This is a genomic window from Novosphingobium sp. NBM11, from assembly GCF_015390225.1.
Lineage (GTDB): Bacteria > Pseudomonadota > Alphaproteobacteria > Sphingomonadales > Sphingomonadaceae > Novosphingobium.
In genome coordinates, this window is sequence record NZ_VUOG01000001.1 from 1608456 (window position 1) to 1621872 (window position 13417).

General features: G+C 66.1%; 10 protein-coding genes. 2 read left to right on the forward strand and 8 right to left on the reverse strand.

Annotated features, from left to right (window positions below; translation table 11 throughout):
• Positions 1 to 30: 30 nt before the first annotated feature.
• On the reverse strand, positions 31 to 1659 hold the full coding sequence (locus F1640_RS07660) for a sulfotransferase (protein WP_194918548.1): 1629 nt from the start codon (positions 1657 to 1659) through the stop codon (positions 31 to 33).
• A 75-nt stretch (positions 1660 to 1734) separates the two neighbouring features.
• On the opposite strand from F1640_RS07660, the gene F1640_RS07665 reads away from it, so the two are divergent.
• Positions 1735 to 3039 (forward strand): APC family permease, encoded by a 1305-nt coding sequence (locus tag F1640_RS07665; RefSeq protein ID WP_194918549.1) that lies wholly within the window; start codon positions 1735 to 1737, stop codon positions 3037 to 3039.
• Here the strand turns inward: F1640_RS07665 and F1640_RS07670 are convergent.
• Both F1640_RS07670 and F1640_RS07675 read right to left on the reverse strand, forming a co-directional pair.
• Positions 2993 to 4606 (reverse strand): NAD(P)/FAD-dependent oxidoreductase, encoded by a 1614-nt coding sequence (locus F1640_RS07670; RefSeq protein ID WP_194918551.1) that lies wholly within the window; start codon positions 4604 to 4606, stop codon positions 2993 to 2995. The two genes, F1640_RS07665 and F1640_RS07670, sit on opposite strands and share 47 nt — an antisense overlap.
• A 121-nt stretch (positions 4607 to 4727) precedes the next feature.
• Positions 4728 to 5909 (reverse strand): aromatic ring-hydroxylating dioxygenase subunit alpha, encoded by a 1182-nt coding sequence (locus F1640_RS07675; protein ID WP_194918553.1) that lies wholly within the window; start codon positions 5907 to 5909, stop codon positions 4728 to 4730.
• Positions 5910 to 6026: 117 nt separating this feature from the next.
• Here F1640_RS07675 and F1640_RS07680 point away from each other — a divergent pair, with 117 nt between their 5' ends.
• Positions 6027 to 6632 carry a TetR family transcriptional regulator C-terminal domain-containing protein gene (locus F1640_RS07680; protein WP_125954150.1) on the forward strand — a complete coding sequence of 202 codons (606 nt, stop codon included), beginning with the start codon at positions 6027 to 6029 and terminating at the stop codon, positions 6630 to 6632.
• A 16-nt stretch (positions 6633 to 6648) separates the two neighbouring features.
• On the opposite strand, the gene F1640_RS07685 is transcribed toward F1640_RS07680, so the two are convergent.
• From F1640_RS07685 to F1640_RS07705, 5 genes are all read right to left on the reverse strand, one after another.
• Positions 6649 to 8061, reverse strand: a complete 1413-nt coding sequence (locus F1640_RS07685; protein WP_194918554.1) for a M20/M25/M40 family metallo-hydrolase — start codon at positions 8059 to 8061, stop codon at positions 6649 to 6651.
• Positions 8062 to 8196: 135 nt separating this feature from the next.
• Complete coding sequence (locus F1640_RS07690; RefSeq protein ID WP_194918555.1) at positions 8197 to 9051, reverse strand: p-hydroxycinnamoyl CoA hydratase/lyase; 855 nt, start codon at positions 9049 to 9051, stop codon at positions 8197 to 8199.
• A 45-nt stretch (positions 9052 to 9096) separates the two neighbouring features.
• Positions 9097 to 10497: an aldehyde dehydrogenase gene (locus tag F1640_RS07695; protein WP_194918557.1), complete on the reverse strand. Its 1401-nt coding sequence runs from the start codon at positions 10495 to 10497 to the stop codon at positions 9097 to 9099.
• Between the two features lie 399 nt (positions 10498 to 10896).
• Entirely contained in the window at positions 10897 to 11880 is a 984-nt protein-coding gene (locus tag F1640_RS07700) for an NADPH:quinone oxidoreductase family protein (RefSeq protein WP_194921259.1), read from the reverse strand.
• 615 nt (positions 11881 to 12495) lie between these two features.
• Complete coding sequence (locus F1640_RS07705; RefSeq protein WP_194918559.1) at positions 12496 to 13416, reverse strand: response regulator; 921 nt, start codon at positions 13414 to 13416, stop codon at positions 12496 to 12498.
• Between the last annotated feature and the right edge of the window lies 1 nt (position 13417).

Below are 13417 nucleotides of genomic sequence, written 5' to 3' on the forward strand. Positions count from 1 at the left end.
AAGATCGTTGCAATTCGCAACTATCGTTCGTTACCGACCGTGGCCAAATTGCAACGATGCCGGCACTTGCGGATAACGCGTGAGAACATCCCCCAGCGCGTCCCGCAACGGCGCCAGAAACGGCTCGAACGGCTTCCATGCCTCGGTGCCGTCACGATAGATGGGCTGGCGCACCTGCTCCGAACTGGCCGTCCGCACGGGGCGCGCGGTTTCGTGAAAGGCCAGGCAGGCTTCCTCGAAAGGCAGGCCGCAGGCCGCCAGAAGCGCACGCACCTCGGCTTCGGTATCGTCGACCATGCGTTCGTAGATCACGCGGTGGACATGCCCCGGCAGCACCCGATCGATATGCGCCATCAGCCGCACATAGTCGCGATAATAGCGCCCCATGTCGGCAAGATCGTAGCTGAAGCCCTGACCGCGCGCGAAATGCTGCTTGAAGTTGGAGAAGCAGCAACCGAGTGGATGCCGCCGCGCATCGATGATGCGGGCACGGGGCAATATCAGCCGTATCAGCGGCACATGCACCCAGTTGTTAGGCATCTTGTCGATGAAGATCGGCCGGGCCGTATGCCGCTGGACGCGCGTCCGCTCGATATACTGTTCGCCCATCTCGCGCAGTTGCGCGGCGGGCAGCGCGGACAGCCCTTCCGGATAATCCGCGACATCCCGCGCCAGCAGCGCAATATCGGGCAGCTCGCTGGTCCCCTCCACCTGGCTGTGGCTGGCGAGAATCTGCTCGACCAGCGTGGAGCCGGAACGCGGCATGCCCACGACGAAGATGGGATCGGCCGCTTCCGCCCCCGCGCCGTCAAATGCCGCGAACAGGGCCGGCGTGGCGGTCGCGATCATGGCGTCCACCTTTCGCTCGGTCTCGTCGGCGCGATAGGGAATACGCGCGCGCCGCCGCGCGTTTCCCGCAGCATAGCTTGCGAAGGCCGCTTCCACCTCACCCCGGTCTTCGAGAGCCTTGCCCAGCGCGAATTCGAGGTGCCACGCATCCTCCTCGGCGATGCCCGGCGTTTCACGCGCCGCCCGCATCGTGGCGATGTCCTGATCGGTGAAGCGTACGGTCTTGAGGTTGGCGAGGCTCCACCACGCTTCGCCGAGCGTGGGTGAAAAGTCGAGCGCACGCCGGTAGGCGGCGATACCGTCCGCCTGACGTCCTACCGTCTTGAGCATGTGGCCATAGCTCATCCATACGCGCGGCTGGTCGGGCGCCTGCTTCAGCACCAGTTCGTAAAGCGCCAGCGCCTCGTCGAATTCGCCGATGCGACCGAACGCCGCGGCCTGCAGATTGGCGTGCCCGGGATTGTCGGGGTCGTCCGCTGTCACGCGCTGCAGTTCGTCCAGCGCCTCGGCAGCGCGGTTGGTCCGGTACAGTACCAGCGCCAGATTTGCGCGCGCGGGCGTGAAATCCGGCGCCAGTTCAATCGCCCGGCGCAAGAGGTTTTCCGCGTCGGTGTAGCGTCCGATCCGCCCCGCCAGTTCCGCGAACATGCGGATGGCGCGGACGTCGAACGGATCTTCCTTCAGCAGCGCGCGCAACAGCGGTTCGGCTTCGTGCAGCCGGTTCTCGTTCATCGCGGCCGCCGCCGCGATCAGCCGCGGATCGTAAGGCGCGGCGGGCGCGCGGCGGGAAGAAATGCCAACATTCGTCATCGCCGCATCACAAACATGCTGACGCCGCGCAATCAAGCGATAGTCTGCATTGAAACGATCTTGAGGGAATCACGGATGGGCAAGCCCGCGCGGGGGTTGGGGTTCTGGATGACGCTGGCGCTGGTCGTCGGCAACATGATCGGATCGGGTATCTATCTGCTGCCGGCAACGCTCGCGCCGCTGGGCATGAACCAGCTGGCGGGCTGGGGCGTGACGCTGGCCGGCGCGCTGTGCCTGGCCGGGGCCTTCGCGCGGCTGGGCGCGCGGATGCCGCTGGCCGGCGGCCCCTATGCCTATGCCCAGGCCGCTTTCGGCCCGGCCACGGGCTTCATCACCGCCTGGAGCTACTGGACTATGATCTGGGCCGGAAACGGTGCGATCGCGGTGGCCGTGGTCAGCAATCTCAGCCTGATCTTTCCGTGGATCGGCCAGACGCCGGGCCTGCCCGCACTGCTCGCGGTCGGCTGTGTCTGGCTGCTCACGCTGGTCAACATCAGCAGCACGCGCGCCGTGGGCGATCTCTCGATCGTGACCACCACGCTGAAGCTGGTGCCGCTCGTCGCGCTGATTGGCCTGGCGCTGTGGTGGTTTGCCACCGGTGCCCCGCGCGCCGCGCAACCACCGGTGCCGATCTCGCCCGGCGCGATCGCCAGCGCGGCCGGCCTCACCTTCTGGGGTTTCCTGGGCCTCGAATCCGCCACCGTGCCGGCCGACAAGGTGGAAAACGCCGACCGCGTCGTCCCCCGCGCGACGCTGATCGGCGTGGCTCTGACCGGCCTTGTCTACATGGGCATTTCGCTGGCCTTCGCCGCCTATATGCCCGCGCCCGAAGCCGCCGCGTCTCCCGCGCCGGTGGCTGACCTGCTGCGCAAGGCGTTCGGCGGCGGGGTGGCCGAAGTGGTGGCGCTGTTCGCGGCGATCAGCGCCTTCGGCACGCTCAACGGCTTCATCCTGCTGCAAGGCGAAGTGCCCTGGGCGATGGCGCGCGGCGGCGTGTTCCCGCGCTGGTTCGCCAAGGAAAGCAGCCGGGGCACGCCGGTCCGCTCGCACGTGGTTTCCAGCGTGCTGCTCACCATCGTCGCCCTGCTCAACTACGGCAAGGGGATGGGCGACCTGTTCCAGTTCATCGCCTCGGTCAGCCTTGCCGCCGGGATGCTGTCCTACTTCCTGTCGATGGCGGCAGCGATCCGCCTGCTGCCGGGCGAACGGCCGATCATCGCGATCGCCGCCGTCGGCGCCGCGTTCATCGTCTGGGCGGCCTGGGGCCTCGGCGCCGAAGCACTGGGCTATGGCGCGCTGTTCGTGGTGGCGGGGGTGCCGGTGTACTGGGCGGTCAGCCGCGGTGGAGCATCTTCCACAGCACCGAACGGTCGCGGATGATCTCGTGCGCGGCGTTGTGGCCGGGGGCGCCGGTCACGCCGCCGCCGGGATGCGTGCCCGAACCGCACATGTAGAGCCCCTTGATCGGCGAACGGTAATCGCCATGCCCCAGCACGGGGCGCGCCGCCCACAATTGATCGAGGCTCATGTGGCCGTGGAAGATGTCGCCACCGATCAGCCCGAACTTGCGTTCCAGATCGAGCGGCGAATGGATCTGGCGCGCGATCACCGCCGCCTTGAAGTTCGGCGCGTGGTCGGTGACGGTATCGATGATGTGATCGGCCACCTGTTCGCGCACGTCGTCCCATGATTGCCCGTCGGGCAATTCGGGGGCGAACTGCTGGCAGAACAGGCTGGCGACGTGGGCGCCCTTGGGGGCGAGGCTGTCATCGACGGTCGACGGCAGCTTGATCTCAACGATCGGCTTCTTCGACCATCCGAACGTCTTCGCATCGTCGAACGCGGCGTCCATATAGTCCATGCCCGGCGCGATGATGATCCCGGCGGTGTGGTGTTCGGCCCGCTCCTTGCCCGGCAGCACGGTGAAGTCCGGCAGTTCGGACAGCGCGACGTTCATGCGGAACGTGCCCGAACCGGTCTTGAAGTTGGCGATGCGGCGCCGGAAGTCCTCGTCGAGATCCGAACCATCGACCATCTGGCGGTACAGCAGCGCCGGGCCGACATTGGCCGCGACGATGGGAGCGTAAAGTTCCTCCCCGCCCTCCAGCTTGACCCCGGCGGCCTTGCCATTGTTGACCAGCACTTTCGCGACCGGACTTTCGAGGCTGATCTCGACGCCAGCGTCCTCGCAGGCCCGCGCCATCGCCTGCGTGATCGATCCCATGCCGCCGACCGAATGGCCCCAGGCGCCGAACTTGCCGTTCACCTCGCCGAACACATGGTGAAGCAGCACATAGGCCGAACCGGGCGTCGAAACGCCCGCGTAGTTCCCAACCACCGCATCGAACGCGAAGGCGGACTTGACGTGATCGTCCTCGTACCAGCCATCGAGGAACTCGCGCGCGGACTTGACGAAGATATCCAGCAGATCGCGCTGCGTGGCGATGTCCATCTTCGCCAGCGGCCAGCCCTGCTGCGCCGCCGCCAGCAGCGCGCGCACACCACCGCCGACATTGGGCGGCGATTGCAGCGCGATGTCGCGCAGCACCTGCGCCACCTTTTCCAGCGCGACATCGTACTTGGGATAGGCTTCGGCATCCTTCTGCGAGAAGCGGGCGAACTCCGCCTCGGTCCGCCCCGGCGCGCCGCCCAGTTTGAGGTAGGTATCGGGGAAGGGAAAGAAGTTGCTGATCGTCCGCTCGATGATGCGGAAGCCGCGATCGTGCAGCTTCATGTCCGCGATCACCTTGGGGCGCAGCAGGCTGACCGTGTAGCTTGCGGTGGAATTGCGGAAGCCGGGATGGAATTCCTCGGTCACCGCCGCGCCGCCCACCACGTGCCGCCGTTCCAGTACGCGCACCTTCATGCCGGCCTTGGCGAGATAGAAAGCGCAGACGAGGCCGTTGTGGCCGCCGCCGATGATGATTGCGTCGTAGCGGTTGGTCATGGGCTGCTCTCCGTCGAAGGGCAGTGATGCCCCCCCCTAACCCCTCATCAAGCGGGAGGGGAACCTTGTTGCCCTTCTTTCTCCCCTCCCGCGTGCGGGAGGGGCCGGGGGTGGGCCTTGCTTACTTCCGGCTCCACCCTGCCGGCGGTGCCTTGTGCAGGCGCGCTTCGGGCACGATCGCGCGGATCTTGCGCGCGAAGCTGCGCAGGCAGACCTCGCTCGCGCCGATCGGACCGGCGCCATAGGTCTTCGAAGCCATGCCCTTCTGGATGCGCTCGATCAGCCAGGTATCCTCCTGGTTGACCACGCGGTTCACGCGCCAGTTGGCATAGCGCACCAGCTTCATCTCGCGCCGGTCATCGGGCAAGGCGAACGCCATTTCGCGCAGGACGGTCGTGGTCGGCGATACGGGCAGCCACTGCATGAAATCGATCTGGTCGGCATAGATATCGAACGCGATGTTCGGCCAGAGCTTGTAATAGAGCCAGCGCTGCCGGCTTTCGGGCGGCAGGTGCGGCACGTCCGGCAAGTGCGTCTGGTAGAACCGCTCCCAGAAGTTGGCGGACGGCTTTTCCACCAGATCGCCCTTCATGCGGTCAGCCCAGCCGTGGTCGGAAATCTCGTAGGAGCGGCCGAAGATGCGCGTCAGCCCGTCATGCGCGACCGGGATGTGCAGGTTGTCGGAATAGTTGTCGCCCACGTTCTTCCAGTTCACCGCGCGTTCGCGCAGGCGCACGTCGGAAATGCGCCGCATCTCCTCGAAACGATAGGGTGCAACCTCTTCCTCGAACGGCGCCATCATTTCCGCGACGGACGGGAAGCCCCGGTCCTCCAGCCGCACGAACACGAAGCCGCGCCATACCTCGACCGAAACCGGGGCCAGGCCGTTCTCTTCCAGCTTCAGCGCCGGATAGTCCGATTTCATCGGCACGCCCGAAAGGCGCCCGTCGGTTTCGAACACCCAGGCGTGATAGGGGCAGACGAACTTCTTCACGCACCCGGCATGGCCTTCGACCAGCCGCATCGCGCGGTGGCGGCAGACGTTGGTGAACGCGCGGATCTGCCCATCGTCGCCACGCACGGCGACCACGCTTTCGCCCAGGTATCCCAGCGTGCGGTATTCGCCGGGGAGCGCAATATCGCTTTCATGGCACACGATCTGCCAGGACGGGCGGAGCACCTTGTCCATTTCCAGCGCGAAATATTCGGGATCGGTGTAGAGCCAGCCGGGCAGGCTCCAATCGGCGTCGGGATCGACATCCGCGGACGAAATGCTTTCGAAGGCAGACGACAGGTCACCCATGATTCAATCTCCGCGTTTCCCACGACATCGCAGACGCCGGTGCTCCGAATTCACCACCGAATCCGTCTCGCCGACAGCTTGTTGAACGAACGTACAACAAAAGGTAGAATGCGCAAGATGAAAGAGCCGGCCTTCAAACGCGCCGAACCCGACGCCCGGCGGCAGAGCCTGATCGAAGCCTGCGCGCGTGTGCTGGGCCGCGTCGGCACCGCCGGTGCCAGCGTGCGCGCGATCGCGCAGGAGGCGGGCGTTTCGCCAGGCCTCGTCAACCATTACTTCGACGGTGTGGATGCGCTGGTCGCGGCGACTTACGCCCATGTCGACGGCATGGTGACCGGCGCGCTCGACGCTGCGGTGGGCGAGGCCGGACCGGATGCGCGCGACCGGCTCGACGCGTTCGTCACCGCCAGCTTCGCACCGGGCATCGCCGACCGGCAATTGCTGGCGACCTGGGTCGCGTTCTGGGGCCTCGTCACCGCGCGGCCCGACATCGCCCGCCAGCACGACGAACAGTACGCCGGTTTCCGCGAACGGCTGGAAGGCCTGCTGGCCGGCTGCGGCGTTCCCGCCAGCGAACTGCGCCGCGCCGCCATCGCGGTCACGGCGCTGGTCGACGGCCTGTGGCTCGAACTGTGCCTGTCACCCGGCTGCTTTGCGGTGGAGGAAGCGAGCGGGATCGCCCGCCGCTTCCTCGATACGATCGTGCCGCCCCGGCCAGCCTGATGCCAGACGCGGGAGCCTACTTGCTCAGGTCGGTCAGCACGCTCAGGTAATACGTCACGCCGGGGCGGATATTGCTGAGCCGGATGCGCTCGTTGAGCCCGTGCGAAAACTCGTCCGACACCTTCCCGAACACCGGGCTGGCGCCATAGCTGGGCACGCCGACATGGCGGAACCACATCGAATCCGATGCGCCCGACGATTGCGAGGGGAATACCGCCACGCCCGGATAGACCTTCGCCATCGCCTTCTCCACCGCCGCGGTGAAATCGGGCCGCATCGGCGATGCCGGGGTGGCCACCGATCCCTCGGTCACATCCGAGAACTTGACGGCGGGCGAAGCGGCGACCTTCTCCAGTTCCGCCATGATCTCGGGCAGCGGATGTCCGGGGAAGATGCGGCAGTTGATATTGGCGGTGGCGCGTTGCGGCAGGGCGTTCAGCGCGTGACCGCCGTTGACCATCGTGGGCACGCAGGTCGTGCCGATCATGCCCACGGTCGCCGGGTTGGCACGCAGCGTGGCGATGGCGGCTTCGTCCTTGGGGTTGGCGGCGAAGGCGCGCTTCGCGGCGGCGATCTTCGGATCGCTATCGAACTTCGCCGAGCTTTCGAAGAAGGCCTTGGTCAGCGGGTTGAGTTCCGGCGTGAAATGGTAGGCGCCGATCCGTTCCAGCGCGGTCGCCAGCTGGACGATCGCGTTTTCGGCGCGCGGCGCGGAGCTGTGCCCGCCGGGGTTGGTCACTTCCAGCTTGAAATCGCCGTAAGTCTTTTCGGCGCCGTCCCAGGTCCACAGCAACGGCTTGCCGGTCGCTTCGTCCAGCAGACCGCCCCCGCCGTCGATGTTGAGCACCAGTTCGGCGTCCTTGAGGCGTTCGGCGATGATGCCGCTGGTCTTCATCGTCGTTTCCTCGTCGCCCGAGAATTCGATGATGATCGTGCGCCTGGGCTTGTAGCCTTCGCGCCGCAGTTCGATCAGCGATGCCAGCGCCAGCGCGCCGCTGAACTTCATGTCGCTGGCGCCGCGGCCATAAAGGATGCCGTCTTCCACCACCGGCCCGAACGGATCGCGCACCCAGTCGGCGCGCTTGGCCTCGACCACGTCCATGTGCCCGGAAATGACCAGCGGCTTGAGCGCGGGATCACTGCCCTTCCAGGTGGCGATCAGGTAGGCGGTGTCGTCGACCGGCGTGATCTCGATATCGCCGTCCGCCCAGCCCGCCTTGACCAGCGTGTCCTTGTAAAGCCGTGCAACCTCTATGGTCTTGTTGCCCTCGCCGCGCACCGAACGGATCGCGATGGACTTCATTGACAGGTCAAGCGCCTGCGCTTCGGCCTGCGGATGCGTCGCCTCCTTGGCAGAGGTGGAAACCGAAGCCGCGGACAGCGCCATCACGGCGGACGCGGAAACGAGAGCGGTACGGATGATGGACATGAACAAGCGACTCCTTCGGGCGCGCACGCTGGCTTCAACCGGTTGCGGAAGCAACAATTTTTCTTGCGCCCAAAACGCAGGACGCCCCGGCCGCGCAAACGGCCGGGGCGTCCATCGCTTCCGCGGGAAAGCGGATCAGCGCTTGACCTTGCTCGCGTCGAACGTGCCGAGGCCGGGCTTGAAGCTCTTTTCGTCCAGGAACTGACGTGTCGCTTCCTTGCGCGCTTCCACGCCGCCGAAGTTGTGCAGCGCTTCCTGCGCGCGGATCAGGTAATCCTGCGCGTTGTCGTAGGTCATCTCGGTCATGCGGCGCACCGCCCACTTGGTGGCGCGCAGAGCATGCCCATCCTTCTTGCACAGCGTTTCGGCCACTTCGAGCACGCGCGCCTTGAGCTGGTCGGCGGGCACCGCCTCGGTCACCAGGCCCTGTTCGGCGGCCTGCTTGCCGGTCAGGTTCTCGCCCATCATCGCATGGTACATCGCCTTGCGCAGCGGCATGAGATCGGCTGCGACCTTCGACGCGCCGCCGCCCGGCAGGATGCCCCAGTTGATTTCCGAAAGGCCGAACTGCGCGTCTTCCGCGGCGATCGCGATGTCGCAGGCGAACAGCGGGCCATAGCCGCCGCCGAAGCACCAGCCGTTGATCATCGCGATCGTCGGCTTTTCGTACCAGCGCAAGCGTTCCCACCACGAATAGGCTTCGCGCTGCGACTTGCGGATCGCTCCGAGGCCCTGCGCCTCGGTCTCGCGGAAGTATTCCTTGAGGTCCATGCCCGCGGACCAGGCATCGCCCTCGCCGGTCAGCACCAGCACCTTCACGTCATCGCGGAATTCCAGATCGGCGATCACGCGGCCCATCTGGCGATTCAGCTTGGGGCTCATGCAATTGCGCTTTTCCGGGCGGTTGAACTTCACCCAGGCGATGCCGTTCTCGACGGTGAAGGCAACGGTATCTTCTTCGGCGCGCTCGACGGCGGGCTGGTCAGCCATGTTCTTGTCCTTTCGATGGGAATGTTCGGAAGAATGTTCGGGAAATCAGATCGGGAAGTGCCCCGGCTGGGTCTCGACCGTGATCCAGCGCAGCTCCGTGAAGCTGTCGATGCCGGCCTTGCCGCCGAAACGGCCGTATCCCGATGCGCCGACGCCGCCGAAGGGCATCTGCGCCTCGTCGTGGACCGTCGGGCCATTGACGTGGCAGATGCCCGAATGGATGCGGCGGGCGACGGACAGGCCCTTGGCGATGTCCCTGGTGAAGACGGCGGCGGACAGGCCATATTCGCTGTCGTTGGCCAGTTCGATCGCATGTTCGGTATCGCGCGCGTGGATGACGCCAACCACCGGCCCGAAGCTTTCATCGCGGAACAGCTTCATGTCCTGCGTCACGCCATCGACCACATGCGCGGGCATCAGCACGCCCTGTTCGGTTTCCCCGCCCACGAGCAGTTCGGCGCCCTGGGCCAGCGCGTCGTCGATCAGCGTGCGGCAATGCGCGACGGTCCTGGCATCGACCACCGCGCCCAGCGGCGTGGTGCCCTGGCGCGGATCGCCCACCGGCATGGCGGCGACCTTATCGCGGAAGCGGCGCGCGAATTCGTCCGCCACGGCATCGACCACGATGATCCGCTCCGTCGACATGCAGATCTGGCCCTGGTTCATGAACGCGCCGAACGCGGCCGCCTTCACCGCCTCGTCCAGATCGGCGTCTTCCAGCACCAGCAGGGGAGCCTTGCCACCCAGTTCGAGCAGGCAAGGCTTGAGATGTTCGGCCGCGCGCTTGGCGATGATCTTGCCGACCGCGGTAGAACCGGTGAAGTTGATGCGCTTCACTTCCGGCGCATCGATCAGCGCGCCCACCACCTCGGCCGCATCCGCCGGCGTGTTGGTCACCACGTTGACCACGCCATCGGGGAAGCCAGCCTCGGCAAAAGCCTCGATAATCAGCGCGTGCGTGCGCGGGCAGGTCTCGCTGGCCTTCAGGATCACGGCGTTGCCGCAGGCGAGCGGCACGGCGATGGCGCGCACGCCCAGGATGATCGGCGCATTCCACGGCGCGATGCCCAGGATCACGCCCACCGGCTCGCGCAGCGCCATCGACAGGCAGCCGGGCTTGTCCGACGGAATTACCTCGCCGGCGATCTGCGTGGTCAGCGCTGCCGCCTCGCGCACCATGCTGGCGGCAAGACCGAGGTTGAACATCGCCCAGCCGGCGGTGGCGCCGATCTCGCCCATCATCGCCTCGACGAACGCATCCTTGCGTGCCTCGAGCGCGGCGGCGGCTTTCATCAGCACCGCGCGCCGGGCATTCGGCCCCATCGCCGCCCATGCCGGGCAAGCCGCGCCGGCCTTCGCCGCTATGGCGGGAATATCGCCCGCTTTCATGGCTTCCGCAGTGGAGGCGACCGCGCCCGTCAGGGGGTTCAAACGTTCGAAGATCATGAGCGACTCTCCCAATATGTTATATTTCATAGCAATTGAGTCGGGGCATGGCAATGCCTCGCCGCATGTCGTGCCTGCAGGTGCGAAACCCCGCGCGAAAAGCCGCGAAGTGTTCCGTTTCAGAATTGCATCGGCCGCACCGGACCGCGTGGGCCACAATTGGCGCATACGAATGAACGCCATGTTTTAACGCTTTTTTCGCCGCGCCATTCCGGGAAATGCCTGCATTTCGGCGCCGATAAGTGCAAAAAACGCAATCGTTCCGTTAACTTTCGCACTTGCGCTGAAACGGTCTGAAACGCACATAGGGCGGGCCTTTCAGGCATCCTCTCCCAAACTATTCAGGGCCGCCCGGCAACGGAGCGGCCCTTTTTTTGCGCCCATTCCTGCCTCGCGGAATCAATCCGCGTGCGGCAACAGCACCGTGCGTCCGATGACCGTGCGGGTTTCCATCGCCTCGAAGGCCTCGCGCCAGCGCGACAGCGCAAGCGCAGCGTGAACATGCGGGCGAATGCGTCCTTCTCCGGCCAGCCTGACGATGGCCGCCACGTTTTCCTGCCCGAGATCGGGAAAGCGGCGTCCGAACTCCCCGGCGCGCACCCCCACCACCGAAAAGCCCTTGATCAGCGGAATGTTGGCACGGATGTCCGGAATCCGGCCACTGGCGAACCCGACCACCAGCAGGCGGCCGCCGAACGCAATGCAGCGCGTCGATTCGTCGAACGCATCGCCCCCGACCGGATCATAGACAAGGTCGGCGCCGCGTCCGCCGGTGATGTCGAGCACGGCCTCGCGAAAGCCGACCGGGCCGGCGAGCACATGCTCCGGCGCATAGAGGTCGGCGATGCGCCGGCGCTTTTCCTCGCTGGAGGCGACGGCGATCACCCGCAGCCCTAGCGCGCGCGCCAGATCGACCGCGGCCAGCCCCACCCCGCCGGCCGCGCCGTGGATCAGCACCCATTGCCCCGGCTGCGCCGCTCCGCACCGTACCAGGGCGACCCAGGCCGTAAGATAAGCCGCCCGCAACGCGGCCGCTTCGGGGAACGACAGCGCATCGGGCATCGGCACGATCGCATCGGTGGCGTGGACGCCGAATTGCGCGCACCCCCCGGTCAAACCGCCAACGATGACCCGTGCGCCCTCCTCCCATTCCGCGCCCGAGCCCACGGCCACCACCGTCCCCGCCGCCTCCATGCCCGGCACGAACGGCAACGGCGGCTTCGCCTGATAGCCGCCGCGCGTCATCAGCAGGTCGGGAAAACCCAGCGCCGCCGCCTCGATCCGGACCAGCACCTGCCCGTCGCCCGGTTCGGGAACGGGCCTGGCGACGATGCCAAGGCCGGTCAGATCAGGCGTCAGCGTGGATACCTCAAGGGCCTGCATGGTCATCATAGCGCGCTTCTCCCACGCCCCTGATGGACGAGCGTCGTTGCGCGGGCAAGGTTGGCGGAAACCGGCTATGACGGATTTTTGCACGCTCCCCTTGTCGATCCGGACATCGCTGCATAGCTTGGTTTTCTATCCCGCACAGGGTTGCCATCGCGGCCGGTTCGAGACCGGGCGCGATTGAAAAGCATAAAAGCGTTCGCAGGAATTGGTGTTGTGGAAAGCGCCGCTGCCCCAGGGGCGGATCGCCGCTTTCAGGTCTCGCGGACCGGCGCATGATCCGGCGCGACCACCACGCCAAGCCTGCCGGACGCGGGGATCACCCGCTGGACTGCCGCCGGACTACCCTGGGTCCCGACAGGCCGACGGGCAAGGCAGGGCCGGATCGCGATCGTGTTTTCCCTTGCGATCCGGCGCTGTTTCAAAAAGGCGTTTATGCTTTCTTGCAAACTCACCATCGTCATTGCGAGGAGACGCAGTCGACGAAGCAATCCAGAGCCACGCTCAAGCCGCTCCGGGTTGCTTCGCTACGCTCGCAATGACGAACGCGTAGAGTAAGAATTTGCAAGCGGCGCAATCGTCTTCAGAGCCGGGGCAAGGGCCGGCCCCCGGCTACTGGCCAATGCTCTTGATCGCGATCGCCGCCGCGGCCGCGCGGGTTTCCACGCCCAGCTTTTCGTAGATGCGCTCCAGATGCTTCTGCACCGTGCGCGGGCTGATCGACAGCACATCGCTGATCACGTTGTTGGACTTGCCATAGCTGATCCACAGCAGCACTTCCGCCTCGCGATCGGTCAGCCCCAGCCGCGCCTGCAACCGGGCCACATCGACCTGCGGGTTCAGTTCGTTCAGGCGGATCAGCACCTCGTTTTCGCGGTACTGGGCCACCAGCACCAGTTCCAGCGCGCTGTCACCCTGCTCCAAGCGGACCGAGGCGCCGCGCGCATCCTTGCGCGTCAGCAGCCGCTCCACCGTGCTGCGCAAGGCAACGGGCAATTGCGCGTCCTCCTTGCTCCAGCCGGGTTCGACACGGTTGATCGCCTGTTCCGCCATGGGCGTACACCACAGCAGGAAGCCACGCGTGTCGGTGGCCATCATCAGGCGGCCGGTGGCATCCAGTCCGGTCGTGCTGGCCTGGACCGCGCGCGCGTGGCCCATGTGGACGCGCACGCGCGCCAACAGTTCGTGCACGTTCACCGGCTTGCGGACATAGTCCACGCCGCCCACCTCGAACCCTTCGATGACGTGTTCACTCTCGGTCAGCCCGGTCATGAAGATCACGGGCACGTGCGCGGTTTTGGGATTGGCCTTGATGCGCGCGGTGGTCTCGAAACCATCCATGCCGGGCATCACCGCGTCCATCAGCACCAGATCGGGCACAACGTGGCCCAGCAGGTCCAGCGCCGCCGCGCCCGATGTCGCCACCAGCACGGTGATCCCGCCCGCTTCCAGCGTATCGGTCAGCAGGCGCAGCGAATCCGCTTCGTCATCGACGACGAGCACGGTGTCACGACGAATCGGCCGCTGATCCATG

What these genes read in the sequence shown, in the direction of transcription:
- F1640_RS07660 (WP_194918548.1), bottom strand. Translation starts at nt 1,659, where the DNA reads ATGACGAATGTTGGCATTTCTTCCCGCCGCGCGCCCGCCGCGCCTTAC.
- F1640_RS07665 (WP_194918549.1), top strand. Translation starts at nt 1,735, where the DNA reads ATGGGCAAGCCCGCGCGGGGGTTGGGGTTCTGGATGACGCTGGCGCTG.
- F1640_RS07670 (WP_194918551.1), bottom strand. Translation starts at nt 4,606, where the DNA reads ATGACCAACCGCTACGACGCAATCATCATCGGCGGCGGCCACAACGGC.
- F1640_RS07675 (WP_194918553.1), bottom strand. Translation starts at nt 5,909, where the DNA reads ATGGGTGACCTGTCGTCTGCCTTCGAAAGCATTTCGTCCGCGGATGTC.
- F1640_RS07680 (WP_125954150.1), top strand. Translation starts at nt 6,027, where the DNA reads ATGAAAGAGCCGGCCTTCAAACGCGCCGAACCCGACGCCCGGCGGCAG.
- F1640_RS07685 (WP_194918554.1), bottom strand. Translation starts at nt 8,061, where the DNA reads ATGTCCATCATCCGTACCGCTCTCGTTTCCGCGTCCGCCGTGATGGCG.
- F1640_RS07690 (WP_194918555.1), bottom strand. Translation starts at nt 9,051, where the DNA reads ATGGCTGACCAGCCCGCCGTCGAGCGCGCCGAAGAAGATACCGTTGCC.
- F1640_RS07695 (WP_194918557.1), bottom strand. Translation starts at nt 10,497, where the DNA reads ATGATCTTCGAACGTTTGAACCCCCTGACGGGCGCGGTCGCCTCCACT.
- F1640_RS07700 (WP_194921259.1), bottom strand. Translation starts at nt 11,880, where the DNA reads ATGCAGGCCCTTGAGGTATCCACGCTGACGCCTGATCTGACCGGCCTT.
- F1640_RS07705 (WP_194918559.1), bottom strand. Translation starts at nt 13,416, where the DNA reads ATGGATCAGCGGCCGATTCGTCGTGACACCGTGCTCGTCGTCGATGAC.